The sequence below is a fragment of the Polaromonas sp. UC242_47 genome (assembly GCF_044452385.1).
GTDB lineage: Bacteria > Pseudomonadota > Gammaproteobacteria > Burkholderiales > Burkholderiaceae_C > Polaromonas.
In genome coordinates, this window is sequence record NZ_JBIOAO010000001.1 from 155,028 (window position 1) to 179,399 (window position 24,372).

Annotated in this window: 17 protein-coding genes; 10 read left to right on the forward strand and 7 right to left on the reverse strand. The window is 65.2% G+C overall.

The features are described from left to right. Window positions 1-7: 7 nt before the first annotated feature. From ACHMXK_RS00815 to glnE, 4 genes are all read right to left on the reverse strand, one after another. Window positions 8-1,180, reverse strand: coding sequence for an efflux RND transporter periplasmic adaptor subunit (locus tag ACHMXK_RS00815; protein WP_397436821.1), 1,173 nt, complete (start codon window positions 1,178-1,180; stop codon window positions 8-10). 41 nt (window positions 1,181-1,221) lie between these two features. Next, the gene (locus tag ACHMXK_RS00820; RefSeq protein ID WP_397436823.1) at window positions 1,222-2,652 is read right to left on the reverse strand and encodes an efflux transporter outer membrane subunit; all 1,431 of its coding nucleotides are present in this window, start codon (window positions 2,650-2,652) and stop codon (window positions 1,222-1,224) included. After that, window positions 2,649-3,359, reverse strand: coding sequence for a CerR family C-terminal domain-containing protein (locus ACHMXK_RS00825; RefSeq protein ID WP_397436825.1), 711 nt, complete (start codon window positions 3,357-3,359; stop codon window positions 2,649-2,651). Before ACHMXK_RS00825 ends, ACHMXK_RS00820 begins: the two co-directional genes overlap by 4 nt. Before the next feature lie 66 nt (window positions 3,360-3,425). Next, window positions 3,426-6,248: a bifunctional [glutamate--ammonia ligase]-adenylyl-L-tyrosine phosphorylase/[glutamate--ammonia-ligase] adenylyltransferase gene (glnE, locus tag ACHMXK_RS00830; protein WP_397436827.1), complete on the reverse strand. Its 2,823-nt coding sequence runs from the start codon at window positions 6,246-6,248 to the stop codon at window positions 3,426-3,428. Window positions 6,249-6,349: 101 nt separating this feature from the next. On the opposite strand from glnE, the gene ACHMXK_RS00835 reads away from it, so the two are divergent. From ACHMXK_RS00835 to ACHMXK_RS00850, 4 genes are read left to right on the forward strand one after another with little or no spacing between them, the layout of a single operon-like run. Then, window positions 6,350-10,558: a YhdP family protein gene (locus ACHMXK_RS00835; protein WP_397436829.1), complete on the forward strand. Its 4,209-nt coding sequence runs from the start codon at window positions 6,350-6,352 to the stop codon at window positions 10,556-10,558. Window positions 10,559-10,560: 2 nt separating this feature from the next. After that, on the forward strand, window positions 10,561-11,367 hold the full coding sequence (locus ACHMXK_RS00840) for a carbon-nitrogen hydrolase family protein (RefSeq protein ID WP_397436831.1): 807 nt from the start codon (window positions 10,561-10,563) through the stop codon (window positions 11,365-11,367). Next, window positions 11,364-13,433 (forward strand): nitrogen regulation protein NR(II), encoded by a 2,070-nt coding sequence (locus tag ACHMXK_RS00845; protein ID WP_397436833.1) that lies wholly within the window; start codon window positions 11,364-11,366, stop codon window positions 13,431-13,433. Before ACHMXK_RS00840 ends, ACHMXK_RS00845 begins: the two co-directional genes overlap by 4 nt. A gap of 8 nt (window positions 13,434-13,441) precedes the next feature. Then, window positions 13,442-14,068: a response regulator transcription factor gene (locus tag ACHMXK_RS00850; protein WP_397436835.1), complete on the forward strand. Its 627-nt coding sequence runs from the start codon at window positions 13,442-13,444 to the stop codon at window positions 14,066-14,068. On the opposite strand, the gene ACHMXK_RS00855 is transcribed toward ACHMXK_RS00850, so the two are convergent. Beyond that, window positions 14,063-14,221: a hypothetical protein gene (locus ACHMXK_RS00855; protein WP_397436837.1), complete on the reverse strand. Its 159-nt coding sequence runs from the start codon at window positions 14,219-14,221 to the stop codon at window positions 14,063-14,065. The genes ACHMXK_RS00850 and ACHMXK_RS00855 overlap by 6 nt on opposite strands. Here ACHMXK_RS00855 and ACHMXK_RS00860 point away from each other — a divergent pair. Together ACHMXK_RS00860 and ACHMXK_RS00865 are read left to right on the forward strand one after the other, a co-directional pair. Beyond that, the gene (locus ACHMXK_RS00860) at window positions 14,220-15,371 is read left to right on the forward strand and encodes a murein transglycosylase A (protein WP_397436839.1); all 1,152 of its coding nucleotides are present in this window, start codon (window positions 14,220-14,222) and stop codon (window positions 15,369-15,371) included. The two genes, ACHMXK_RS00855 and ACHMXK_RS00860, sit on opposite strands and share 2 nt — an antisense overlap. Beyond that, on the forward strand, window positions 15,371-15,688 hold the full coding sequence (locus tag ACHMXK_RS00865; protein WP_397436841.1) for a hypothetical protein: 318 nt from the start codon (window positions 15,371-15,373) through the stop codon (window positions 15,686-15,688). Before ACHMXK_RS00860 ends, ACHMXK_RS00865 begins: the two co-directional genes overlap by 1 nt. Before the next feature lie 26 nt (window positions 15,689-15,714). Here ACHMXK_RS00865 and ACHMXK_RS00870 read toward each other — a convergent pair whose 3' ends face one another. Then, entirely contained in the window at window positions 15,715-16,752 is a 1,038-nt protein-coding gene (locus ACHMXK_RS00870) for a LysR substrate-binding domain-containing protein (RefSeq protein ID WP_397436843.1), read from the reverse strand. 172 nt (window positions 16,753-16,924) lie between these two features. On the opposite strand from ACHMXK_RS00870, the gene ACHMXK_RS00875 reads away from it, so the two are divergent. Then, on the forward strand, window positions 16,925-17,791 hold the full coding sequence (locus ACHMXK_RS00875) for an alpha/beta hydrolase (RefSeq protein WP_397436844.1): 867 nt from the start codon (window positions 16,925-16,927) through the stop codon (window positions 17,789-17,791). A 29-nt stretch (window positions 17,792-17,820) separates the two neighbouring features. Here ACHMXK_RS00875 and soxR read toward each other — a convergent pair whose 3' ends face one another. Next, the gene (gene soxR, locus ACHMXK_RS00880; protein WP_397436846.1) at window positions 17,821-18,282 is read right to left on the reverse strand and encodes a redox-sensitive transcriptional activator SoxR; all 462 of its coding nucleotides are present in this window, start codon (window positions 18,280-18,282) and stop codon (window positions 17,821-17,823) included. A 79-nt stretch (window positions 18,283-18,361) separates the two neighbouring features. Here soxR and ACHMXK_RS00885 point away from each other — a divergent pair, with 79 nt between their 5' ends. Genes ACHMXK_RS00885 through ACHMXK_RS00895 form a run of 3 tightly spaced genes read left to right on the forward strand, consistent with a single transcriptional unit; the run spans window position 18,362 to window position 24,315 of the window. Further along, window positions 18,362-19,582, forward strand: coding sequence for an efflux RND transporter periplasmic adaptor subunit (locus ACHMXK_RS00885; protein WP_397436848.1), 1,221 nt, complete (start codon window positions 18,362-18,364; stop codon window positions 19,580-19,582). A 55-nt stretch (window positions 19,583-19,637) separates the two neighbouring features. After that, entirely contained in the window at window positions 19,638-22,883 is a 3,246-nt protein-coding gene (locus ACHMXK_RS00890; RefSeq protein WP_397436850.1) for an efflux RND transporter permease subunit, read from the forward strand. 31 nt (window positions 22,884-22,914) lie between these two features. Next, window positions 22,915-24,315 carry an efflux transporter outer membrane subunit gene (locus ACHMXK_RS00895; protein ID WP_397436852.1) on the forward strand — a complete coding sequence of 467 codons (1,401 nt, stop codon included), beginning with the start codon at window positions 22,915-22,917 and terminating at the stop codon, window positions 24,313-24,315. The last annotated feature ends 57 nt before the right edge of the window (window positions 24,316-24,372 follow it).

Consider the following 24,372-nt stretch of genomic DNA (forward strand, 5'->3'; position numbering starts at 1 on the left):
TCGCTCCTTAATTGCTAGCTGGTAGCGCAGGACTGGCGGGGGCCGGTGCCTGTTTTGGCTCAATATCTTCAACAACGCGGACCAGGTCGCCATCGTTCAGAAAGCCCGCCCCCTTGACCACGATGCGGGCATCCGTCGGCAGGCCGCTGGTGATTTCGACACGGTCGCCGGCGAGCCGGCCGGTCTGTACCTTGAGCTGGCTGACGCGCTGGTCGGGGCTCAGTTGGAACACGTAGTTGAAGCCGTCGCGCACCACCACGGCGGGCTGCGGCACGGTCAGCGCGCGGGAACTGCCCAGGTCAAACTCACCGCGCGCAAACATGCCGGCCTTGGCCGGCATGTTTTTGCCCAGCGAAGACGGCAGGTCCACATAGACCAGCGCGGTGCGGGTCTGCGGGTCCACCGTGGGGGCGATCATGCGCACCCGGCCCTGCAGTTCGGCGCCGCTGGCGGCCACGACGGTGGCGGTGGTGCCGGTGCTGATGCGGCCCAGCTCGCTGGAGGTGACCTCGGCGCGCCACTCCAGCCGGCCACCGCGTATCAGGCGAAACAGCTCGGTGCCGGCGCCGACCACCGCGCCCACGGTGGCGCTGCGCGCCGAAATGATGCCGTTGTCGGGCGCCAGCACCTGGGTGTGGCTGCCGCGCACTTGCTGCGCGTCCAGCACCGCTTGCGCCGCGGCCACACGGGCCTGGGCGGTTTGTTCGGCGGTGTTGTACTGGTTGATCTGCTGCGTGCTCAAGGCGCCGGAGTTTTGCAGCGTGCGGGCACGGGCCGCGTTGGCGGCGCTGTCTTGCGCCGTGGCCTGCGCCTCGACCAGGCTGGCCCGCGCCTGCGCCACGTCGGCCTGCACGCTGTCGCTGGAAAAACGCGCCAGCAACTGCCCGGCCTGGACCGTGTCGCCGACATTGACCAGCACCTGCGTCAGGCGCAGGCCGTTGGACTCGGAACCGATGATGGCCTCCTGCCAGGCCATCACATTGCCGTTGGCGCTGAGGCGTATCGGCAAGCGCGTCTGCTCGGGCCGCGTGCTGGTCACCGTCAGCGCCGGTTTGGCCGGCGCCACCGCCGGCGCAGCCTGGCTCTCGTTTCTTGAGGAAAAAATAGCCGCGGCCCCCGCAATGACGACGAGGAAAGCTATTAAAACGATAGCGATGGGGTGAAGCTTGAAAGCGTGCATGGTGAGGTCGGGTTCGTCAGGGGCAAGGTCGGGAAGGTGGTTCAGGGCCGCGCCGCGGCGCTGTCCAGCGCCGGCGTCCAGCCGCCGCCCATCGCGCGGTACAGCGCCACCCAGGCGGACGCCCGTTCGCGCTGCAGCGAGAGCAGCGCGGTTTCGGCGGCCAGCTGGCTGCGGCGGCTGTCTTCCAGTTCGATCAGGCTGGCCAGGCCGTTTTGGTACAGGGCCTGAATGCCGGCAAACGCGGCGCGGTAACCCTGCTCGGCGGTGCGGGCATCGTCGCTGCGTGCCGCCGTGCTTTGCAGGTTGACCAGCGCTTCTTCCACCTCGCGCACGGCCTGGCGCACCCGGCCCCGGTAGCTGGCGGCGGCGTCTTCGTAACGCGCTTGCGCGGCTTTGATTTCGGCGTCGACGCGGCCGCCGTGCAGCAGCGGAATACTCAGGGCCAGCGGGCCTATGGACCAGGTGTTGAAGTCGGCGCGCAGGCCGTCGCTGCGAAAGGTGTTGGCGGTGACCGCGCCGCTCAAACGCAGGCTGGGGTAACGCGCGGCTTCGGCGTTGCCGACCTCGGCGCTGGCCGCGGCGACTTCGCGCTGCGCGTTAAACACGTCGGGACGTTGCGCGAGGGCGTGCGCCGGCACGCTCGCTATGGAAATGGTAGCTGTTTGCGCAATGCCGACGGTGGCTAAGGCCAGTTTTGATCGCAAATCCGGCTCTGGCAGCGCGGTCAGCGCCACCAGCGCCTTGATGTCCAGCTCACACAGCGCCGCCTGCTGCGTGGCCCGGCTGTTGCCTTCGGCCGCACTGGCGCGGGCCAGCGCGGCGGTGGCCGGCGCGGTGAAGCCGGCGCCGGCGCTGAGTGCCGCCAGCCGGTTGGTCTCGGCGCGCGAGGCGGCGTCGGAACGTGCCACCACCAGCAGTTGTTCGCAGTTGCGCTGGCTGTAATACTGGTTGGCCACTTCGGCCGCCACCAGCACTCGCGCGTCATGCCACTGGGCTTGGGCGCCTTCGTAACGCAGCTGCGCGGCCTTGCGGTTGGCCCGCAGGCCGCCCCACAGGTCCAGCTCCCAGGCCGTCTGCAAGCCGGCTCTCGCGGTGGTGCCGGTTGACGCGGGTGCCGGGATCAGCGGCTGGCTGCGCGCACGGCTGATGTTGGTCAACCCATCCAGCGAGGGCAGCAAGGCCGCGCCGGCGGCGACGCGGCTGGCACGCGCCTGCTCGATGCGTGAACGCGCCGTGGCGACCGAGGGGCTGACGGCTTGCGCCGCCGCGATCAACTCGACCAGCAAGGGATCACCCTGCGCTTGCCACCACTGGCTCAGGTCGGTCAAACTGCCCTGGTGCGGCAGGTCGGGCACAGGCGTGAACCATTGCGCGGGCGGGTTGGCGGACACCGCGGTGGGCGGCGTTTGCAGTGCGCAGGCGCTCAGCAGCAGGGGCGCCATCACGAGGGCGATGCGTCGGGTTTGTTTCATGCTTGGGTTTTCTTCTCAAGAGCGCGGGGCTGGCGCCTGGCCTGTTCGGCCACGACCATGGCCTCGGCAAAATCCGCCAGGCGGGCCGCCCACAGGTCTATGGCCTGGGGTGTGGCGATCAGTTGCGGCCGGACGGCTTCAATCGCGTCACGGGTGACAAACATCTGCATCGCCAGCCCGTGGATGGAAAAAGCCAGGCGGTGCACATCGTCGTCCGCTTGGGGGATGCTCAGGTGGCGACGCAACACCTCGACCAGCGCGGTGTGCGCCGGAAAGACGCCGCTGTCGATCTGCTCGGCCCAGAGGCCGGTGGGCTCCAGCATTTCACGGAAATTCAGGCGGGTGAGTTGCTGCGCCAGCTCGCTTTGTTTCATGGGCGCCAGAAAGTCCGCCATCAAAGCTTCCAGCGCTTGCCGCAAGCTCAGGTGCACCGCCTGGTAACGCGCCACGTCGTCGCAGAGCGGCGTGCCCAGGGCCTCGGTGAACACCGTGCGATAAAGCCCGGCCTTGTCGCCGAAGTAATACCGGATGGCGGCCACATTGGCGCCGGCGGCCTGTGCAATGTCACGGATGGAGGTTTTGGCAAAGCCCTTTTCGGCAAACAGCCGCAGCGCGGCAAGCAGCAACTGGCCCCTGGCCTCGGCGCCGTCGGCGCGCTGCTTGCGGGCTTGGTGAGGGAGCGGGAGCGGGTGGGCAGCGGCTTGCATGCGCCGCATTAGAGCATGAAGTTAAAACAGCTGATTTAAGTTTTAATTAAAGAAGCCGGCTTGCCGTCAAGGGTTTGCGCGTGGCTTGCCGGTGTTGAAGACCCAGGCCCACACCGCCAGGACGGCCGCGCGTTCACCCTGCAGTGCGGGCAGCATGACTTGTGTGGGTTCTTCGTTGAGGCGCGCGCGGTGTTGCACCCGGCGCAGTTCGCGGTAGGCGTCGGCCGCGGCCTGGCCCACGCCGGCCGGCAACAGGCCAGCGACCTCGGCACGTTGCAGCAGCGCGATGTTGCCGACGTTGTCGGCCAGCTCCGGATGCCGGCCCGATTGCGACAACACCAGAAACTGCACGGCAAATTCGGCATCCACCATGCCGCCCGGGCTGTGTTTGACGTCGAAGAGTTCGCCGACGGTGTCGCCCTCGGGCGGTGGTGTGTGCGGGCGCTTGATCGGGTGGGCGGCGCGGACCTTGTCGCGCATCGCCATGATTTCATGCTGCAGCGCCGGGACGTCGCGCGGCGCGCTGATCACGGCCTGCCGCACCTGGTCAAAACGCGTCCGCAAGGACTCGTCGCCGAGGATGAATCGGGCGCGTGTCATGGCCTGGTGTTCCCAGGTCCAGGCGGTGTTGCTGCCGCGTTGCTGCTGGTACTTGGCGTAGGCCTCGAAACTGGTGACCAGCAGGCCCGAGTTGCCATTGGGCCGCAAGGCGGTGTCGATCTCGAACAGGTCGCCTTCGCCGGTCTTGACGGTCAGCCAGTTGATCAGCTTGCGCACAAACGCGGCATAGACCTCGGGCGCACGTTCGTCCTCGTCTTCGAAGACAAACACAATGTCCAGGTCGCTGCCATAACCGAGTTCCTTGCCGCCCAGTTTGCCGTAGGCAATGATGGCGAACTGCGGCGTGTCGCGGTGGCGGTTTTTCAGCCGTTCCCAGCACCAGCCGGTGGTGACCCGCAGCATGGTTTCGGCCAGGGCGCTCAAGTCATCGGCGACCTGCTCGACGGTCAGCGCGCCTTCGACATCACGCGCCAAGGTGCGGAACACTTCCGCGTGGTGCGCGCGGCGCAGCAGGTTGAGGCAGCTTTCTTCGTCGTCCTCGCCGGTGCGGCGCAGGGCAGCCAGGCGTTGCTGCAGTTCCTGGGCGAAGGCGGCGGCATCAAAACGTTCGTGCAACATGGCTGCACTGGCCAGCTCGTCGATCACGCCCGGGTGCTGCAGCAGGTAACGCGCCGGCCACTTGGCCGCGCCCAGCAGGCGCAGCAGGCGCTCATGCACGGCGGGGCGCTCCAGCAACATGGCCAGGTAACTTTCGCGGCGCAGCAGGGGTTCTATCCAGTCGATGATGCGTACCGCCGCGGTTTCATCGACCTTGCCTTCGAGCAGCCATTGCGCCGTGCGTTGCACCAGCCGGGTCAAGCGCGCACGGGCGTCGTCGCGCAGGCCCAGCACGCGGGGATGTTCGCGCCATGCTTCCAGGCGCGCGCGAAATTTGCCGGGCCACTGGTCCGCGAGTTTTTCCAGCAAGTCCTCCAGGTCTTGCGGCGCCGCCGCGGCCGCCTTGCCGCAGCCCTTGCAGTCGGGCTTGTTGCCCAGCAAGGTGTCGAACTCCTGGGCCACCAGCTCGCGGTGGGCGTCCAGCTCGCTCAAAAACGGGCAGCAACTGCTGTAACCCATGGTTTGCGCAATCCAGGCCAGGTCCTCGTCCTGGGTCGGCAACACATGGGTTTGCTGGTCGTCCAGGTACTGGATGCGGTGTTCGACGCGGCGCAGGAACTCGTAGGCCCCTACCAGCGCCTCCGCGGTGGCCTGCGTCATCAGCCCGGCATGGGCGACCCGTCGCAAGGCATCAACCGTGGGCCGGGTGCGCAGTTCGGGGAACTGGCCGCCGCGCACCACTTGCAGCAGCTGCACGGTGAATTCGATTTCGCGGATGCCGCCGCGCGACATCTTCACGTCGTTGGCACGTTCCGGGTGGCCGGCGGCGCGTTTGGCCGCGTGTTCGCGGATTTGGCGATGCAGCAGGCGCAACGAGTCAAACACGTTGTAGTCGAGGTAACGCCGGAAGACAAAAGGCAGGACCGAGCCGCGCATGGCCTGGGCCGAGCCGCTTTGGATGCAGTCGCGCGGCGCCACCACCCGGCTCTTGAGCCAGGCAAAACGCTCCCACTCGCGGCCTTGTGCCTGGAAATATTCTTCCAGCGCATTGAGCGACACCGCCGCCGGCCCTGAATTGCCGTTGGGCCGCAGCGCCAGGTCGACCCGGAACACAAAGCCGTGCTCCGTGGTGTCGCCAATCAGGTTGTAGATGGCCTTGACCTGCTGCGCAAAATATTCGTGGTTGGAGATGACGCCTCGGCCGTCCGCGCAGCCCGTGGTCTCGCCGTCGTGGTCGTAGACGTAGATCAGGTCGATGTCGCTGGAGACATTCAGTTCTCGGGCGCCCAGCTTGCCCATGCCGACCACCCACAACTGTGCCCGCGGGCCGGTCGTCGCGTCCGGCGAACAAGGCGCTTGCGGCGCGCCATACAGAGCATCCAGCGCCGGCCGCGAGTCGCAGATCGCGATGTCCAGGGCCAGCTCGGCCAGTTCTGTCATGGCGGTGGTGACGATCGCCAGGGTCGCGGAGGCTGAGGCTGGCGTGGGCGCGTCCAGCGCGTCGCAATCGAGCACCACCAGGCGCTCCATCACCAGTTGGCGCAACACCCGCAAGGCGGCGCCGGTGTCCAGGCCGCGTGCCTGCAAGGCGTCGTAAGCCAGCTGCATGCTGGCGCGCACCGGCGCACCTGCCGGCAACAATGCAAGCTGGTCGGCATAACGGCGGCGTATGCGCTGGACAAAGCGGGAATGGCCCGATGCGGCGGGAGAGGCGGTCGATGGAACGGTCATCACACTAGTTAACAAAGACTTCCCTGGGTTGGGTTGAACGGACGGAAGCGCTGAAGGTCATAATTCCCATGTCAATGGATCAAACGACTCTCTCCCCGCCAGTGCTTCCTGCACGAGGTCTCAAAGTTGCTGCTTTCGCCACACGCCTGGCCTTGTGGGGGGTACTGGCTTTCTGGCTTCTGTTCGGTATAGCCTGGGCCATCCTCCACGGCTGGATTGTGCCGCGAATCGGCGAGTTTCGCCCACGCCTGGAAATCGAGGCCAGCCGGGCACTGGGTGTACCGGTACGTATAGGCCAGATCACGGCCCATTCCCGTGGCTTGCTGCCTTCGTTCGAACTGCGCGACGTGGCCCTGCTGGATGCCCAGGGCCGGCCGGCCTTGCGCCTGCCGCGTGTGCTGGCGGCGGTATCGCCTGCGTCGCTGTGGCGCCTGGGTTTCGAGCAGTTGTTCATCGACCAGCCCGAACTCGACATCCGGCGCACCGCGGACGGGAAAATTTATGTGGCCGGGCTGGATGTGTCGCAAAACCGCAGCGACGGCAGCAGCGCCATGGCCGACTGGTTTTTCTCGCAAACCGAGTTTGTTGTGCGCGGCGGCACGGTGCGCTGGCGCGACGATATGCGCCAGGTGCCGGTGCTGGCCCTGACCCAGGTGGACTGGACCTCGCGCAACCCGGGCCGCCGGCACCTGATGCGCCTGGATGCCACGCCGCCGGCCGCCTGGGGCGAACGTTTCAGCCTGCGCGGGGTGTTTCGCGAGCCGCTCTGGTCGGGTGGTGCCGGGCAATGGCAACATTGGGCTGGCCAGCTTTACGCCGAGTTCAGCCGCGTGGATGCCTCCGCGGTCAAGCCTTACGCCAGCCTGGACGGCCTGGGCATAGACCTGAAAGCCGGCACCGGCGCCTTGCGGGCCTGGGTGGATGTGGACCACGGGGAGTTCACCGGCGGCACCGCCGACGTGGCGCTGCTGGAGGTGGATGCGCAACTGGGTCAGGCGCTGGAGCCGCTGGCGCTGGAGGCCGTGACCGGTCGCGTGGGTGGCCGGCAATTGGCCAACGGTTTTGATGTCGCCACCCAAGGCTTGCAGTTCCGCACCCGCGACGGCCTGCAATGGCCGGGCGGCAATGCGGCCATTGTCTACACAGCGGCCGAAGGCCGGGCGCCGGCCCGCGGCGAGCTCAAGGCCGACAAACTCGATCTGGCTGCGCTGGCGCAAATTGCCAACCGCCTGCCGCTGGGCGACGCGGCCCATGCCGCGATCGCCGCGCTGGCGCCCAAGGGGCTGGTGGACGTGGTCGAAGCGACATGGCAAGGCCCGCTGGATGCGCCTGTCAGTTATTCCGCGAAAGGCCGAGTGGCCCAGCTGGAAATGGCGTCGCTGGCAGCGGCTGCGCCGCCGGTCAGTACCACGGCTGCAGCCGCAGGCACGGCACATCATGTGGCGATCGGTCGGCCCGGCGTGCGGGGCGCGACCGTGGACTTTGACCTGAGCCAGCAGGGCGGCCAGGCCAAGGTCAGGATCAACGACGGCGAGATTGCCTTGCCGGGAATTTTTGAAGACCCGCACGTGTTGCTGGATCAGTTTTCGACCGAGGCCCAGTGGAAGCTGGCCGGTCCGAAAATAGAGGTGCAGTTGCGCAACATGGTGTTCGCCAATGTGGATGCGCAAGGCGTGGCGCAAGCCAGCTGGCATACCGCCGAGGTGGCCAGCGGCCAGACCTCAGGCACTGCGCACGACGCACGTTTTCCCGGCGTGCTGGACCTGCAGGGCGTGATCAGCCGGGGCGACGGTAGCAAAGTCCACCGTTACCTGCCTTTGATCCTGCCGGATGGGGTGCGCCACTATGTGCGGGACGCCGTGACCCAGGGCGCGCTGTCGGACGTCAAGTTCAAGGTCAAGGGCAACCTGCATGACATGCCGTTTACCGACCCGAAACAGGGTGAATTCCGGGTGTCGGCCAAGGTCGCCAAGGCGGCGTATGCCTATGTGCCCAAATCGATTTTGCCGCGGGACGCCGTGGCCTGGCCGGCCTTGAGTGAACTGGACGGCGAGCTGGTGTTTGATCGCGCTTCGCTGCAGGTGAATGGCGCCACCGGCCGGGTCAGCGGTTTTCCCGGCCTGCAGGTGCTCAAGGCGGACGCGCGTATCCCGGACCTGATGCATGCGGCCACGGTACAGGTCAAGGCCGAGCTCAAAGGCCCGCTCGCCGAGGCCCTGGGGTTTGTCAACACATCACCGCTGGGCAGCATGACCGGCAAGGCGCTGGCCAAAACCGTGGCCAGCGGCGCCGCCGACTACCAGTTCCAGCTCAGCCTGCCGCTCAGTGCCCTGGACAAGACCACGGTGCAGGGCAGCGTCAACGTGCCGGGCAATGACGTGCAGTTCACGCCGGACACGCCGCAGTTCACACGTCTGAAGGGCGTGGTGACGTTTAGCGAGAGTGGTTTTGCCATTGTCGGCGGCCAGGGCCGCATGTTGGGCGGCGACATCCGGCTGGAGGGCGGTACACGCGCCGCCGCCACGGGCGCGGCGCGCTCGGCGGCCGGTCCGATGGAGTTTCCGGATGCCAGTGTGGTGGTGCGCGCCCAGGGCACCTTGAGCGCCGAAGGCCTGCGCCAGGCCAAAGAGCTGGGTCTGGCCGCGCGCCTGGGGGCTCACGCCAGCGGCTCTGCCGCCTACACCGCCAACCTCGGCTTCAGGGCTGGCATGACAGAACTCAGCATCAGCAGCAATCTGCAAGGCATGGCCTTGAGCCTGCCCGCACCGTTGACCAAAAGTGCCGACACGGCCCTGCCCCTGCGCTTTGAGAACACCGCCTTGCGTGAATCGGCCGGCGCCGGCCGGCCGGCTACACAGGACCAGTTGTCGTTGACCGTCGGACAACTGGCCTCGGTGCTGTATGTGCGCGACATCAGCGGGCCCGAGCCGCTGGTGCTGCGCGGCTCCCTGGCCATCGGTCTGCAGCCGGGGGAAAATGCGCCCCTGCCGGACAGCGGCGTGGCGGCCAACATCAACCAGGCCATTCTCGACATCGATGCCTGGGACAAGGTGCTGAGCACCTCCACCGGCACGCCTGTCGCCGCGCCTGCGGGCACCCGGCTGACCCCGGCCAGCGCGGTGCTCAGTTACCTGCCGACCAGCATGGCGATACGTGCCAAGGAATTGCGGCTGGAAGGCCGCACGCTGCACAACGTGGTGCTGGGCGGTTCGCGCGAGGGCCTGACCTGGCGCGCCAACATCGATGCGACCGAGCTCAATGGTTATGCCGAGTTTCGCCAGCCCGGTGGCGCGGGTGCCGGCCGGTTGTACGGGCGGCTGTCGCGTTTGAGCCTGGGCCAGGGTTCTGCCGGCGAGGTCGAGGCCATTCTGAACGAGCAACCCGTGAACATTCCGGCACTCGACATCGTGGTCGAGGACCTGGACTTACGTGGCAAAAAACTGGGCCGGGTTGAAATCGAGGCGATCAACCGGGGTGCCGGCACGGTGGCCCGCGAAGGCGGTGTTCGCGAGTGGCGCCTGAACAAACTCAACATCCTCATGCCTGAGGCCACGCTGACGGCCACCGGCAACTGGGTGGCTGTCAATGCGCAGCAGGCCCAGGCCGCCGGCGCTTCGCCGCGCGCGGTCGAGCGGCGCCGCACCGTGATGAATTTCAAGCTGGATATTGCCGACTCGGGTGAGTTGCTCAAACGTTTTGGCATGGGGGATGTCATTCGCGAGGGCAAGGGGCGGCTGGAAGGCCAGATCGCCTGGGTCGGCTCGCCGCTGAGCCTGGACTATCCCAGCTTGAGCGGGCAATTTAATGTGAATGTGGCGTCCGGCCAGTTTCTCAAGGCCGACCCGGGCATTGCCAAGCTGCTGGGCGTGCTCAGCCTGCAGGCTTTGCCCCGGCGTTTGACACTGGATTTCCGCGACGTGTTTTCGGAAGGGTTTTCCTTTGACTTTGTGCGTGGCGACATCAGCATCAACCAGGGGCTGGCGTTTACCAACAACCTGCAGATGAAAGGCGTGAATGCCGCCGTGCTCATGGAAGGCCGCGCCGACATTGCCAGGGAAACGCAAGACCTGAAGGTGGTGGTGGTGCCTGAAATCAATGCCGGCACGGCATCGCTGATTGCCACCGTGATCAACCCGGCCATCGGCCTGGGTTCTTTCCTGGCCCAGTATTTTTTAAGGCGTCCGCTGATGCAGGCCACGACCCAGGAGTTTCATATTGACGGCACCTGGGCCAATCCGAAAATCACCAAGATCGACCGCAAACCCGTGGTCGAGGGCAAGTCCGATGAAAACTCAGGGGGGACCCGCTGATCATGCAAGTTGCTGCGCTACAAATGGTGTCCGGTCCCAGCGTTCAGGCCAATCTGGACGCGGCCAGGCAGTTGCTGGCACGAGCCGCCGGACAAGGTGCCGAGCTGGCCTTGTTGCCGGAGTATTTTTGCCTGATGGGCATGAAAGACACGGACAAGTTAGCCTCCCAAGAGGCGCCGGGCCGCGGGGCTATCCAGGATTTTCTCGCCGAGTCGGCTCAGGCGTTCAAGCTCTGGATTGTTGGCGGCACGGTGCCGTTGCAGGCCAGTGACAACCAGCATGTGCGCAACAGCTCGCTGGTCTACGCGCCCTCGGGCCAATGTGTGGCGCGTTACGACAAGATCCACCTGTTCCGCTTTGACAACGGGCTGGAACATTACGACGAATCGCGGGTGATCGAAGGCGGCGACCAGCCGGTGACCTTTGAGTTGCCCTCGATCGATGGCCATTGTTACCGGGTTGGCCTGAGCATCTGTTATGACCTGCGTTTTCCCGAGTTGTACCGGGCCATGAAGGCGGATTTGTTGCTGGTGCCCAGCGCTTTTACTTTCACAACTGGTCAGGCGCATTGGGAAATCCTGCTCAGGGCACGCGCCATTGAAAACCTGGCCTATGTCGTGGCTGCGGCCCAGGGTGGTGTGCATGACAACCAACGCCGCACCTGGGGCCAAAGCCTGATTGCCGACCCTTGGGGGAATATCCTGGCGCAGCAGGCCCAAGGCCCTGCGGTGGTCATGGCCGAGGTGTCGGGCGAACACCTGCAGGCGCTGCGTTTGCAGCTGCCAGCATTGCAGCACGGGGTCTTGTGAGCCAGGCTTACGACGAACGCGACGGCCAGGCCGGCCCGGTTTCGGGGCGACGGCGCTGGAGCCGGCGCTGGGCGCTGTGGGTGGTGCTGGTGGCGCTGCTGATAGGCCTGTTGTCGACCCTGGTCTGGCTGGCCGGGCGTTATGAGTCGAGCCAGGTGCAAAGCCGGCTGGAACAGGACGCGGTGCAGACCGCCATCGATATCCAGGCCGCGCTGACACGCAACATCCAGAGTTTTCAGGCGCTGCAGTCGAACAACCCGGGGCCGGACGCGTGGCGTATTCCGGCGACCGAACTGCTGCACGAACACCGCGAAATCATGCGTCTCGAATGGCGCGACCTGGCGCTGGGGACCGTGTCTTTTGCCGAGTCGCCTTATCGCCCCTCGGTGTTTGAGCGCCTGGGCCGCGACGGCACACAGACCGACGTCGGGTTTGCCTGCGCGGCGGCGCGCCGTTTCAACGGCCCGGCGTATTCGAGCAGCTACTTCCTGCCGCAATCCGACGGGCTGGGCATGGAGGTGATAGACATGTGCCTGCCGCTGCTGTCGACGGGCCGGCTGGCCGGTTACCTGGTGGCGACTTATTCTCTGCCGGACATCTTGTCCGAGCTGGTCGGCAAACAACTGGCGCGTGGCCAGGGCCTGTCCTTCACCGAGGCCGACGGCACGCGCCTGGCCATGTACGGCAACCCGACACGTGGCAGCCGGGCCTATGTCGCCCAGCAACTGCTGGATTTGCCCGGCAACACCGTGGTGCTCAGGGTGGAAAGCCACCTCGGCACCCCCGCGCTGTTTCCCAATTTGTTGACCGCCCTGGTCATGGCCATGTCGGTCGCGCTGCTGGCCGTGCTGGCGCTGCTGGGCCGAGACATGCGACGGCGTTTGAAGGTCGAACACGACCTGGCCGACGCGCTGGCGTTTCGCAAAGCCATGGAAGACTCGCTGGTGACCGGCATGCGGGCCCGGGACCTGCAGGGGCGCGTGACCTATGTGAACCCGGCCTTTTGCGAGATGGTGGGGCTGGAGGCCGGCGAGCTGCTCAACCGCGGCATGCCCCAGCCCTACTGGCCGCTGGAGCAGGTGGAGGAATACCAGCAACGCCAGGCGAGCCGGCTGGAGGTCGGCGCGACCTTGCCGCGCGAGGGTTTCGAGTCGGTGTTCATGCGCCCCGACGGGTCGCGTTTTCCGGTGCTGATCATCGAGGCGCCGCTGATCAATGCGGTCGGCAAACAGACCGGCTGGATGAGCGCCATTCTGGACGTCAGCGAGCAGCGCCGCATCGAGGAGTTGTCGCGTACCAGCCAGGACCGCTTGCAGGCCACGGCCAGGCTGGCCACGGTCGGCGAGATGGCGTCGCTGATGAGCCACGAGCTGAACCAGCCGCTGGCGGCGATTTCCAGCTACGCCACCGGCTCCCTGAATTTGCTGCAAAACGCGGTGACCGACGGCCAGCAGTCGCATGACCGCGAAGACCTGCAACTGGCCATGCGCCGCATCGCCGAGCAGGCCGAACGTGCCGGCAAGGTCATCAAAAGTGTGCATGATTTTGTGCGCCGGCGCGAACAGGTGCGCGAGCCGATTCCCCCTCGCCTGCTGCTGGATGCGGTGATGCCGCTGGTCAGCCTGCAGGCGCGCAAACTCGGGGTGCGGGTGGTGATGCAGGTGGACCAGACCTGCGGGCCGGTCTTGTGCGACCGCACCATGGTCGAGCAGGTGTTGCTGAACCTGGCGCGTAATGGCATGCAGGCCATGCAGGGGCTGGACAAAAGTCGGCGTTCTGGAAAAGTGCTGACCTTGCGTGTGCGGCCGGCGGCCTCCAATGCCCGCAGCCGCTGGGTGGAGTTTGCCGTCATTGATCAGGGGGAAGGTATTTCCGAGAAGGTGGCGCAGCAGTTGTTCACGCCGTTTTTCACGACCAAGGCCGAAGGCATGGGCCTGGGCCTGAGCTTGTGTCGCACGGTGATCGAGCAACACGGTGGTTTCCTCGGTTTCGAGCCGGTGTTGCCCCATGGGACTGTTTTTACATTTACATTGCCGGTGGCGACCGCCGCCGCGTCGCCAGCTTAGGAGCTTGCATGGAACCGATACAAAACGCCACGGTGTATATCGTGGATGACGATGCCAGTGTGCGCGAGGCGCTGGCTTGGCTGCTGCGTTCGCGGCGTCTGCCGAGTGAATCCTTTGACAGCGCCGAGGCCTTTGACGCGCGGATTTCCGGGCAGTTTGAGGTCCGTTCCCCGTCCTGCGTGTTGCTTGATGTGCGTATGGGTGGCATGAGCGGCATGACCATGTTCGAAAAGCTGATTGCCTATGGCCTGCTGCCGACCTTGCCGGTGATTTTTCTGACTGGCCATGCCGATGTGCCGACCGCGGTGGACACGGTCAAACGCGGGGCGTTTGATTTTTGCGAAAAGCCTTTTTCAGACAACGTGTTGGTGGACCGTGTCGAGCAGGCGCTGGCGCAGTCGGCCGCGGCCCTGGCCCAGCGCAGCGAAAACACCAGCCTGCGCGCGCGCCTGGAAGGCCTGACGGACAGGGAGCGCGACGTGATGCGCCTGGTGGTGGAAGGCCTGCCGAACAAGCTGGTGGCCGACCAGCTCGACATCAGCGTGCGCACGGTAGAGGTTCACCGCGCCCGGGTATTCGAGAAAATGAGCGTGAAGTCCGCGGTGGAACTGGCTAATTTGCTGCGTAATTTATAGCGAATCGCCGGGTTTTTCCGGCTTCGCAGGTGGCGCTGGGGGGTGGGCATCGCCCTTGAGTTCGCCATTTTTCCGGCCCGAGAACATCGTCCACCAGATGATGAAGACAAAAATCAACAAGGCCCCCAGGGCTTCGAGTAAAAGTAAGGCCATGACTGTTTTTTCCCGGATAACACAAACCGCTGCCATTATCGCCGTCGCCCTGGTGCTGGTGGCCTGCGCCACCGCACCCCTGCCTTTACCGCCGCCGCCAACCGGCAGCGCCGAGCCGGCGCGGCCGGACGCCGGCGCGAGCCAGGCCGGTGTGCGTTTGCAGGGCAAAAGCCGCTGGGTGCCGGTGTCCTGGGCCGAGTTGCCGGGGCTTGAGGGCGATGCCTTGTTTGAAGCCTGGAACGCCTGGATCAAAAGTTGCGAGCGGCCCGGCCCGGTGTTTGCGCCCTTGTGCGGCGAGGTGCGGCGCCTGAGCATCGCCAGCAATGACGAACAACGCGCCTGGATGATGAGCCGGCTGCAGCCCTACCGCGTCGAAACGCTGCAAGGCGTGGCCGACGGCTTGCTGACCAGTTATTACGAACCCGTGCTCAAGGCCAGCCGCCAGCCCGGCAGCAGCTACGCCGTGCCGCTGTACCAGCCGCCGGCCGGGCTGGCCAGCCGCAAGCCTTGGTACACACGCCAGGAAATCGACACCTTGCCCGAGGCGCAGGCCGCCTTGCGCGGCCGCGAAATCGCCTGGCTGGCCGACCCGATTGATGCCATGTCGCTGCACATCCAGGGCTCGGGCCGGCTGGAGATCACCGAAGCCAATGGCGCAAAACGCACGGTGCGTGTGGCTTTCGCCGGCTCCAACGAACAGCCTTTTCGCAGCATCACCCAGTGGCTCAGCGAGCAGGGCCAGGGCCGCATGAGCCCGCCCTGGACCGAGTCCACCAAAGTCTGGGCCGCGCAAAATCCGCAACGTGTGCCGCAACTGCTCTGGAGCAACCCGCGCTACATTTTTTTCCGTGAAGAAGCCTTGAGCGAGCAGGACGCGGGTTACGGCCCGCGTGGTGCGCAAGGGGTGGCACTGACGCCGGGCCGCTCGATTGCGGTGGACAAGGACAGCATTCCCTACGGCACGCCGGTCTGGCTGGCCTCGCGCGGCGCGGCGGCCGACCTGCAAAAGCTGGTGATCGCGCAAGACACCGGCAGTGCCATTGTGGGTGCCGTGCGCGCCGACTATTTTGCCGGCACCGGCCCCGAGGCGGGCCTGTTGGCCAGCCGCGTGAGCCAGCCTTTGCGCCTGTGGGTGTTGTGGCCCAAATGATGCCCCGCATCTTTTGGCCGCTGGGGATGCTGGCTGCACTGACGGCTTGCACCGGTGTCGGCTCATTGTCCGGCGCGCAGTCTTACCGCTGCGAACATGGCATCAGCTTCCAGGTGCGTTTTGTCGACGACAGCGCCTTGCTCGACGGGACTGGCGGCAGCGAGGTCTTGTTTCGCGACGCGGGCGGCCAGGGCCCGCAACAAACGGTTTACAGCAGTCCGCGCCTGCGGGCCGAATTTGGCCTGGGTGCGCAGGGGCGCGAGGCGCAGCTCAGTTATCCACTGCTGCCGCTGAACGCGCGCTGCGTGCAGGACTAGCCAGTCGCTATTAAATAAGTAGCTGCTTACACCCGTGGTGATTGGGCTTCAGGCCTGAAAGGCTTGAGAGTTTGGGCGGCAACCAGGTCGCTGAACACGGGGAGTGCGGCGGCTGGCGCCAGAGGCATGACCCGCGCCGACGGGAGTGTGCTTTTGCGCTGGATCAGGTCGTTTTTGGCAAACAGCTCGGCGATCCAGTCGACAAACACCCGCACCTTGTTGCTCAGGTGGCGGTTCGGCGGGTACACCACGTGGATGGGCGCCGGCTCCGAACACCAGCCGGTGAACAGCGGCTCCAGCCGGCCGCTGCTGATGTGGTCCTGCACCAGCAAGGTCAAGGTGTGGATGATGCCCAGCCCGGCCAGTGCGGCGGCCACACCGGCGTTGGAGTCATTGACGGCCAGCAGATGCCGGCCATGCACTTCCACTTCTTCGCCGTCGCGGCACAACTCGATCGGAAACAGCCGGCCGGTGCGCGGCGAGATATAACGCACCAGGGTGTGGCCTTGCGACAACTCGTCCGGGTGTTGCGGTGTGCCGTGGCGCTTCAGGTAGGCGGGTGCCGCGCAAGAGATGAGGTTGAACTCGCCAATCCGTCGCGCCACCAGCGACTGGTCCTGCAGCTCGCCGCCGCGCACCACGCAGTCCACGTTGTCGCCAATGATGTCCACCGGCCGGTCGCTCACACCCAGCTCAATCTGGATGTCGGGGTAACGCGCGTAAAAATCCGGCAGGGCGGGAATGATCACCGCCATGCCCAGCGAGCCCGGAATGTCGACCTTGAGCCGGCCGCGCGGGCTGGCCTTGGCGCGTGACATGCTGGACTCCAGCTCTTCCATGTCGCCGAGCAGGCGGCCGGCGCGTTCGTAATACGCCGCGCCATCGGCGGTCACCGTGACCTTGCGTGTGGTGCGGTTGAGCAGCTTGGTGTCCAGCTCTTTTTCCAGCGTCTGGATCAGCCGCGTCACCGTGGCCTTGGGCAGGCCTATGGAGTCGGCGGCCTTGGTGAATGTGCCGGCCTCCACGACGCGCACAAAGGCCTGCATGGCAGAAAACTTGTCCATCCTTAAATCCTTTTGACCGGGGGTTGTGAAGAATAGTCGGGAACAGCCAGGAATTCCGGGGTGATTGTTTCACCGGTGAAACAAAGTGTATATAAATTGCCTCTTTATTGCGTGACCGATAACACCTATCTTCTGCGTCATTGCAACAACAAAAGCCCGCTCGCGGTTCCCGATGATGACAAGCCAGCCGCATTCCCGTCCCGGCGTCCCAAAAGCCCCGCCACCCGGCGTGGAAAAGCAGATCCAGATCACGTTTGAAAAAACGCTGGACGTGCGTTTGTACGGCCGTCGCGGCACGGCGCCGGCCTCCCCGCTGGTGCTGCATTTCCATGGCGGGGCGTTCACCAGCGGCTCGCTGGACAGCGGCGCCTGCGTGGCCGGCCTGCTGGCCGGGGCCGGTGCGGTGGTGGTGTCGCTGGACTACCCGCTGGCACCGGCCCACCCCTTTCCCCAAGCGGTGGACACCGCTTATGCCGCCCTTCTCTGGGCCTGGAAGTCCCGTCAGAAACTGGCCGGCCAGGGTGCCCGCCTGTTTGTCGCCGGCGAAGAGGCCGGCGGCAACCTCGCCGCTGCGGTGACGCTGATGGCGCGTGACCGCCAGCAAGCGGTACTGGCCGGTCAGATCTTGCTGTCGCCGATGCTGGACCCCTGCCTGGGAACGCCGTCCTTGCGCGAGGCCGCCGCCGGCCCGGTGGGTTGTGTCTGGGCCGATGGCTGGCAGCGTTACCTGACGCGCCTGGAAGACGCCGCCCACCCCTATGCCACGCCCGGCGCGGCCTGGCGCCTGGCAGGGCTGCCGCCCACCTTGTTGCTCACCGCCCAGGATGATCCGCTGCGCGACGAAACGCTGGCGTATGCCGCGCGCCTGCGTGCCGCCGGCCTGGCGGTGCAAACCGCGGTTTTGTCCGAGCAGACCGGCTGGCCCTGCAGCTACCAGTCAACCGCCGGCGCAGACGTGGCCTGGGCTGCGGCCGTGCAGCAACAAGTCCGTGATTTTTTTGCCAGCGCCGAATCAGCGGCGCTGGCTGCTGCGCGCTAGGCGGGGTGATGAAGTTTTGTCGTCGGGCGTCAGTCCGGGTGCAGCAGCCGCGGCCCCGGACCTTGTGCCGAAAGTTCGTCCGCGGGATTGCGCAGTGGACAGTCCTTGATGGACAGGCAGCCGCAACCAATACAGCTGCTCAGTTCGTCACGCAGCTGGGTCAGCCGGGTGATGCGGTCGTCGAGTTCGGCCTTCCAGCGCGCGGACAGTTTGCGCCAATCGGTAGCGGTGGGCGTGCGGCCTTCGGGCAAGGTCGTCAAGGCTTCGTGGATGGACGCCAGGGGAATGCCGGTGCGTTGAGCGATCTTGATCACCGCCACGCGGCGCAACACATCACGCGCATAGCGGCGCTGGTTGCCTGGGTTGCGCCAGCCCTTGATCAGTCCTTTGGCCTCATAGAAGTGGATGGTGGACACCGCGACACCACTGCGTTCGGCGACTTCGCCCACGCTGAGTTCGCAGCAATAACCGTTTGTCTTTGGGGTTGTCATTTAACGCTTGACCTCAGGTTAAGTTGAGGTCTTAGAGTAACCGTTTTTGGTTTTCAAATAATTTTTAGAGGGAATTCAAATGCAGTCGATTCAATCCAAGGGCTACAAACGCCTTCTTCTGGCCCTTGCGGTGGCGGGGCTGGCCGTGACCGGTGTCGCTGTCGCCGTGCTGGGGACGTCCAACATCCGTGCCCAACCCAGCGCACCGGACCAAGCGCCGGCGACACCCGTGTCCGTTGCGACGGTGGTGCAAAGTGATGTGGCGGCCTGGGACGAGTTCTCGGGCCGGCTCGAAGCCGTGGAGCGCGTCGACATCCGTTCACGTGTGGCCGGCACGATTCAGGCCGTGCATTTCCGCGAAGGTGTGCTGGTCAAAAAAGGCGAGTTGCTGCTGACGATTGATCCGGCGCCTTATGCCGCCGATGTGGAGCGTGCCGACGCCCAGGTGGCTGCCGCACAGGCCCGTGTGGCGCAGGCCCAGGGTGAACATGAACGCTCGCAACGCCTGTGGAACGAGCAGGCGATTTCCAAACGCGAGTTTGACGAACGTGTGAATGGCCAGCGCGAAGCCGCTGCCAATCTGCGCGCCGCGCAAGCCGCCCTGCAAACCGCGCAACTCAGCCTGGGTTACACGCAGCTTCGTGCGCCGGTGTCCGGCCGTGTGGGCAAGCTGGAAGTGACGGTGGGCAACCTGGTGGCGGCCGGCCCGGGGGCGCCGGTGTTAACCACCCTGGTGTCGGTGAGCCCGATTTACGCCAGCTTTGATGCCGATGAGCAGGTGGTGGCCAGGGCCTTGAAAGAAGTGAATGCCACAGGCTCGCGCAAGCTGGAACTGATCCCGGTGCAGATGGGCACCGCGGCCAACAGCGACACCCCGTTTGTGGGCCGGCTGCAACTGGTCGACAACCAGGTTGATGCCAAAAGTGGCACGGTGCGCGCGCGTGCCGTGTTCGACAACCAGGACGGCCAGTTGATGCCCGGTCAGTTTGCGCGTATCCGCATGGGTCAGGCGACCCAGGGCAACGCGCTGCTGATCAATGAACGCGCCGTCGGCACCGACCAGAACAAAAAGTTTGTGCTGGTGGTGGGCGCCGACAACAAGGCGGCGTATCGCGAGGTCACGCTGGGTGCGTCGGTCAATGGCCTGCGTGTTGTGAAAAGCGGTCTGGCGGCCAATGAACGCATTGTGGTCAATGGCCTGCAGCGTATTCGTCCCGGTGCGCTGGTGGCGCCGCAGCCGGTCGAGATGTCGGCCAAGGCCGAGTTGAGCAAACCGCTACAGATCGCCGCGAAATCCTGAACGCGGGGTCTTGCCCCCCGTTTCACCTGAACAAGAACAAGCAAGAGAAGTAGCCATGAATCTTTCCAAATTTTTTATTGACCGGCCGATTTTTGCCGGCGTGTTGTCGCTGCTGATGTTGATCGCCGGCCTGGTAGCCTTGCGCGGCCTGCCGGTGTCCGAGTACCCGGAAGTCGCGCCGCCGTCGGTGGTGGTGCGCGCCCAGTACCCGGGCGCCAACCCCAAGGTGATTGCCGAGACCGTGGCCACGCCGCTGGAGGAATCCATCAACGGTGTTGAAGGCATGTTGTACATGGGCAGCCAGGCCACCACCGACGGCGTGATGACACTGACCGTGACCTTCAAGCTGGGCACCGACCCCGACAAGGCGCAGCAGATGGTGCAAAACCGTGTCTCGCAAGCCGAGCCGCGCCTGCCCGAGGAGGTGCGCCGGCTGGGTGTGACCACGGTCAAGAGTGCGCCCAACATCACCATGGTGGTGCACCTGGTGTCGCCGAACGACCGTTACGACATCGACTACCTGCGCAACTACGCGGTGCTCAACGTCAAGGACAGGCTGGCGCGTATCCAGGGCGTCGGCCAGGTGCAGATTTTCGGTGGTGGCGACTATTCGATGCGGGTCTGGCTGGACCCGCAGAAGGTGGCGCAGCGCGGCCTCTCGGCCAGCGACGTGGTGGCCGCTATTCGCGGACAGAACGTGCAGGCCGCGGCCGGCGTGATAGGCGCCTCACCGGGGCTGGACGGTGTGGACATGCAGCTTTCCATCAATGCGCAAGGGCGCCTGCAAAACGAGGAAGAGTTCGGCGACATCATCGTCAAGACCGGTGCCGACGGCGCCGTGACGCGGCTGCGCGACATTGCGCGGCTGGAGCTGGGCGCGGCCGACTATGCCTTGCGTTCGCTGCTCAACAACAAACCCGCGGTAGGCATGGGTGTGTTCCAGGCGCATGGCTCCAACTCGCTGGAGATCTCGGCCGAGGTGCGCAAGACCATGGACGAACTGGCGAAGAACATGCCCGAAGGTGTGGAGTACCGCATTGCCTACGACCCGACACAGTTTGTGCGTGCCTCCATCCAGTCGGTGATCCACACCTTGCTGGAAGCCGTCGCGCTGGTGGTGCTGGTGGTGATCCTGTTTTTGCAAACCTGGCGCGCCTCCATCATTCCGCTGCTGGCGGTGCCGGTGTCGGTGGTCGGCACCTTTGCCGTGCTGCATCTGCTGGGTTTTTCGATCAACGCACTCAGCCTGTTCGGGCTGGTGCTGGCGATAGGCATTGTGGTGGACGACGCCATCGTGGTGGTCGAAAACGTGGAACGCAACATCGAGGCCGGGCTCACGCCGCGTGAAGCCACTTACCGCGCCATGCGCGAGGTGTCCGGCCCCATCATCGCGATTGCGCTGGTGCTGGTCGCCGTGTTTGTGCCGCTGGCTTTTATCAGCGGCTTGACCGGGCAGTTCTACAAGCAGTTCGCGGTGACGATTGCGATTTCCACCGTGATCTCCGCGATCAATTCGCTGACCTTGTCGCCGGCCCTCGCGGCACTGCTGCTCAAGGGCCACGATGCACCCAAGGATGCACTGACGCGTGGCATGGACAAGGTGTTTGGCCGTTTCTTCGCTGGCTTCAATCGCCTGTTCGGCCGTGCGTCCACGGCCTACAGCACGGGTGTCAAAGGGGCGATCTCGCGCAAGACCTTGATGCTGGCGGTTTACCTGGTGCTGGTGGCCGCGACAGTCGGTGTCTTCAAACTGGTACCCAGCGGTTTTGTGCCGGCGCAGGACAAGCAATACCTGATCGGGTTTGCCCAGCTGCCCGATGGCGCCACCCTGGACCGCACCGAAGACGTGATCCAGCGCATGGGCGAGCTCATGAAAAAGAACCCGAATGTGGAAGACGCGATTGCCTTCCCCGGCCTGTCGATCAACGGTTTTACCAACAGCTCCAACTCCGGCATTGTGTTTGCCACGCTCAAACCTTTTGCGGAACGCAAACGTGCCGACCAGAGCGGCGGCGCGGTGGCGGGGCAGTTGAATCAGGCGTTTGGCAGCATCCAGGATGCCTTCATCGTGATGTTCCCGCCGCCGCCGGTAGAGGGCCTGGGCACCACGGGCGGCTTCAAGCTGCAGCTGGAGGACCGCGCCTCGCTGGGGTACGACGCCATGGACGTGGCCGTGAAAGCCTTCATGGACAAGGTCTCTCAGGCGCCTGAGATCACCGGCGTCTTCACCAGCTGGCAGGTCAACGTGCCTCAGCTGTACGCAGACATTGACCGAACCAAGGCGCGCCAGCTGAATGTGCCGGTGACCGATATTTTTGACACGATGCAGATCTACCTCGGCAGCCTGTATGCGAACGACTTCAACAAGTTTGGCCGCACCTACAGCGTGCGGGTGCAGGCCGATGCGGCCTACCGTGCGCGGGCGGAGGACGTGGGCTTGCTCAAGGTGCGTTCGACCACCGGCGAGATGGTGCCGCTGTCGGCGTTGATGAAGGTGAATTCGAGTTTTGGTCCGGAGCGTGCCATGCGTTACAACGGTTACCTCTCGGCCGATATCAGCGGCGGCCCGGCGCCGGGTTATTCCTCGGGCCAGGCGCAGGACGCGATCGAACGTATCGCGGCAGAAACCCTGCCCAAAGGCATCAGTTATGAGTGGACCGAGCTGACCTACCAGGAAATCCTGGCCGGCAACTCTGCGGTGCTGGTGTTTCCGCTGGCCATCCTGTTGGTCTTCCTGGTGCTGGCCGCGCAGTATGAAAGCCTGACCCTGCCGATTGCCATCATCCTGATTGTGCCCATGGGCCTGCTGGCCGCGATGACCGGCGTCTGGATCACGGGCGGTGACAACAACGTCTTCACCCAGATTGGTCTGATGGTGCTGGTCGGGCTGTCGGCGAAAAACGCCATCCTGATCGTGGAGTTTGCGCGTGAGCTGGAGTTTGCCGGTCGCACGCCGGTGCAGGCCGCGATCGAAGCCAGCCGTCTGCGCCTGCGCCCCATACTGATGACCTCGCTGGCTTTTGTCATGGGTGTGTTGCCGCTGGTGTTGTCCACCGGCGCGGGTGCCGAGATGCGTTCGGCCATGGGGGTGGCGGTCTTCGCCGGGATGATTGGTGTGACGGCCTTTGGCCTCTTCCTCACGCCGGTGTTTTATGTCGCGCTGCGCCGCATGGCGGGCAACCGCCCGCTCAAGCTGCACGGTGAGGTGCCGCACCTGGAAGCTTTTGCCAGCGCCCACGGCGCAGGTGCCGGTGCCGGTGCCCAGCCGCAACCCGCTGCACCACTCGGTCTGCATGAATAAATCACTGAACAAAAACAACAAGGAGTTCATCATGAACAAGCCAACTTCAAAATTGCGCAGCGCGCTGGTACCGCTGGTGCTGGCCATGCTGCTCGCCGGCTGCGCCACCAGCGCGGTTGTTGATTCGGCCAGTCTGCCGGCCACGCCAGCCGCATTCAAGGAAAATGCAGGCGCCGTGGCCGCAAGCTCTGTGGTCTCCGAGGCGCAAGGCCTGTGGTGGACGGTGTTTGCCGACCCGGTGCTGGATCAACTGGTCGAACAAGCCAGCCGCAACAACAACAGCGTGCAGGTCGCTGCGGGCCGGCTGGCGCAGGCCCGCGCCCTCGCCGGCCAGACGGATGCCAACCGCTTTCCGCAAATCGGCATTGGCGCAGGTGCGACACGGCAGAAAAATTCAACAACAAACAACGTCGCACAAACCGTGGTGAGCGCGGGGGCCAACCTGTCGTATGAGGTGGACCTGTTCGGCAAGCTCTCCGGCGCGTCGAATGCGGCGTCGCTTGATGCTGCATCACGCGAGGCTTTGCTGCGCAGCGCACAACTGCTGGTGCAGGCCGATGTGGCGCAAACCTACCTGGGCTTGCGCGCTATCGACGCTGAACGTAGCCTGGTGCGTGACACCTTGCAGGCTTATCGCAACACCTTGCGCCTGACGGAGGTGCGTTTCAAGGAAGGTGATGTGGCCGAGTTGGACGTGGCCCGCGTGCGCTCGGAAGTGGCGTCTACCGAATCCGAAGCCCTGGCGCTGGACCAGCGCCGTGCCGTGCTGGAACACGCCTTGGCCGTGCTGGTCGGGCAAGCCGCCTCCAGCTTCCAGGTGGCACCCGCCGAATGGGCGACGGCCCTGCCGGTGATTCCCGCAGGCGTGCCCAGCACGGTGCTGACACGCAGGCCGGACATATCCGCCGCACAGAACACCATGCAAGCCGCGCAGGCGCGGATCGGGGTGGCCAAGGCCGCCTGGTTTCCGACCTTTTCATTGACGGCCAACGGCGGCTATGCCGCACCCGAGATCAGGGACCTGTTCAAGCTCTCCACGCAAGCCTGGGGCGTGGGCGCCTTGCTGTCGCTGCCCATCTTCGACGGTGGCCGCCGCGAGGCCGGTGTGCAAGGTGCCAATGCAGACCTCAGCATTGCCCTGGCCAACTACCGCGAGCAGGTGCTGGTCGCTTTCCGTGACGTGGAAGACCAGCTCTCGGCCTTGCGCCTGCTGGCCGAGCAGGCTGAAGCGCAGTCGCGTTCCGTCGCCTCCAGCAGCCGCGCCACCTTGTTATCCGATTCGCGTTACCGCAATGGTTTTGTCAGCCAGCTTGAACTGCTGGACGCGCAGCGCAGCGAGTTGCGCAACCGCCGCCAGGCCTTGCAGGTGAAAGCCGCGCAGTACCTGGCGACGGTTGGACTGATACGCGCGCTGGGTGGCGGCTGGGCCTGAGTTCCTGCAAACGGTGTCATCGTGAGCCTGTTTTGCATCCGGTATCAAAACAGGTGA

Excerpts from the sequence above, each read along its gene's own strand:
- ACHMXK_RS00825 (WP_397436825.1), bottom strand. The coding sequence starts at position 3,359 with ATGCAAGCCGCTGCCCACCCGCTCCCGCTCCCTCACCAAGCCCGCAAG.
- glnE (WP_397436827.1), bottom strand. The coding sequence starts at position 6,248 with ATGACCGTTCCATCGACCGCCTCTCCCGCCGCATCGGGCCATTCCCGC.
- ACHMXK_RS00855 (WP_397436837.1), bottom strand. The coding sequence starts at position 14,221 with ATGGCCTTACTTTTACTCGAAGCCCTGGGGGCCTTGTTGATTTTTGTC.
- soxR (WP_397436846.1), bottom strand. The coding sequence starts at position 18,282 with ATGACAACCCCAAAGACAAACGGTTATTGCTGCGAACTCAGCGTGGGC.
- ACHMXK_RS00815 (WP_397436821.1), bottom strand. The coding sequence starts at position 1,180 with ATGCACGCTTTCAAGCTTCACCCCATCGCTATCGTTTTAATAGCTTTC.
- ACHMXK_RS00895 (WP_397436852.1), top strand. The coding sequence starts at position 22,915 with ATGAACAAGCCAACTTCAAAATTGCGCAGCGCGCTGGTACCGCTGGTG.
- ACHMXK_RS00890 (WP_397436850.1), top strand. The coding sequence starts at position 19,638 with ATGAATCTTTCCAAATTTTTTATTGACCGGCCGATTTTTGCCGGCGTG.
- ACHMXK_RS00875 (WP_397436844.1), top strand. The coding sequence starts at position 16,925 with ATGATGACAAGCCAGCCGCATTCCCGTCCCGGCGTCCCAAAAGCCCCG.
- ACHMXK_RS00820 (WP_397436823.1), bottom strand. The coding sequence starts at position 2,652 with ATGAAACAAACCCGACGCATCGCCCTCGTGATGGCGCCCCTGCTGCTG.
- ACHMXK_RS00840 (WP_397436831.1), top strand. The coding sequence starts at position 10,561 with ATGCAAGTTGCTGCGCTACAAATGGTGTCCGGTCCCAGCGTTCAGGCC.
- ACHMXK_RS00860 (WP_397436839.1), top strand. The coding sequence starts at position 14,220 with ATGACTGTTTTTTCCCGGATAACACAAACCGCTGCCATTATCGCCGTC.
- ACHMXK_RS00865 (WP_397436841.1), top strand. The coding sequence starts at position 15,371 with ATGCCCCGCATCTTTTGGCCGCTGGGGATGCTGGCTGCACTGACGGCT.
- ACHMXK_RS00870 (WP_397436843.1), bottom strand. The coding sequence starts at position 16,752 with ATGGACAAGTTTTCTGCCATGCAGGCCTTTGTGCGCGTCGTGGAGGCC.
- ACHMXK_RS00850 (WP_397436835.1), top strand. The coding sequence starts at position 13,442 with ATGGAACCGATACAAAACGCCACGGTGTATATCGTGGATGACGATGCC.
- ACHMXK_RS00885 (WP_397436848.1), top strand. The coding sequence starts at position 18,362 with ATGCAGTCGATTCAATCCAAGGGCTACAAACGCCTTCTTCTGGCCCTT.